The organism is Chitinophaga sp. S165 (genome assembly GCF_003182155.1).
In the GTDB taxonomy this organism is placed as follows: Bacteria; Bacteroidota; Bacteroidia; order Chitinophagales; family Chitinophagaceae; genus Chitinophaga.
In genome coordinates, this window is the sequence record NZ_QGTG01000032.1 from 1 (window position 1) to 1,452 (window position 1,452).

General features: G+C 49.9%; 1 protein-coding gene. It reads right to left on the reverse strand.

Annotated elements, in window-relative coordinates:
• Positions 1-1,452, reverse strand: a 1,452-nt coding sequence (locus C7475_RS33105) for a hypothetical protein (protein ID WP_158286677.1), incomplete at both ends; no start/stop codon positions are given.

Consider the following 1,452-nt stretch of genomic DNA (forward strand, 5'->3'; position numbering starts at 1 on the left):
TAGTACCCGGAGCAGTAACAGTCCATGTACCGGTACCTACAGAAGCTGCATTGGCAGCCATAGTAAAGGCAGTAGTGTTACATTTGGTTTGATCCAGACCTGCATCCGCAGTAGCAGGCGCCACAAAGTTGGTGAGTGTTACATCATCAACAGAGGTACATCTGCCAGCAACTGTTACACCATTGGTAATGGTCCAGCGCAGTGTTACCGAAGTACCAGCAGGTACAGTGATAGAAGCGTTTCTGTTGCTTACGCTACCCGCAGGGAAAACAAATCCGGCAGGAGTAGAAGAAACCACGCTCCATGCACCAGTTCCTACAGTTGGATTATTAGCCGCCAGTGTGAACGAAGACGTATTACATTTTTGTTGGTCAGGACCGGCATCAGAAGTTGTTGCCGGAGCATTGTTTGTCAGCACCACATCATCCGTCAGTGAACAAGTACCATTGGTGGTAGTCCAACGCAATGTTACAGTTGAACCTACAGGAACAGTGATGTTAGCTGTTGGATTGCTTACGCTACCCGCAGGGAAAGTGAAACCAGCAGGAGTAGAAGAAACTACGCTCCATGCACCGGTTCCTACAGTTGGCGCATTAGCAGCCAGTGTGAAGGAAGTCGTGTTACATTTTTCCTGATCAGGACCAGCAAGAGGCGCTGTTGGCTGCGCATCATTTCTCAGCGTAACATCAGCTGTGGAAGTACAGCTTCCGTTTTTGGTCGTCCAGCGCAGTGTCACCGATGTACCGGCAGGTACAGTGATGGTGGCAGTTGGATTGTTTATGCTACCCGCAGGGAAAACAAATCCGGTAGGATTAGAAGAAACTACGCTCCATGTACCTGTTCCAACAGTTGGTGCGTTAGCAGCCAGCGTGAAGGATGGAACATTACAGTGGGTCTGGTTAGGACCAGCAACCGCTGTAGTAGGAGGGGCGTCGTTAGTCAGTGTAACATCGTCAGGCTGTGAACATGTACCGTTGGTAATAGTCCAGCGCAATGTTACAGTTGAACCTACAGGAACAGTGATGCTAGCTGTTGGGTTGTTTACACTACCCGCAGGGAAAGTAAATCCGGCAGGAGTAGAAGAAACCACGCTCCATGCACCCGTTCCTACAGTTGGATTATTGGCCGCCAGCGTGAAGGCTGGGTTGTTACAATGTGTCTGGTCACCACCTGCAAGTGGCGCAGTTGGTGGCGCATCGTTTTGCAGCGTAACGTTGCTGGAAACGGTACAAGAACCGTTTACAACAGTCCATGTAGCAACAACAGAAGTACCTACAGGTACATTAATTACAGCAGCACGGTTGTTCTGCTGACCGGCAGTGATAGTACCGGGAGCAGTAACAGTCCATGTACCGACACCTACAGCAGGGTTGTTGGCTGCCATGGTGAAGGCTGTAGTATTACATAGGGTCTGATTAGGACCGGCAACTGAAGTTGGCAGTACGTCGTTTT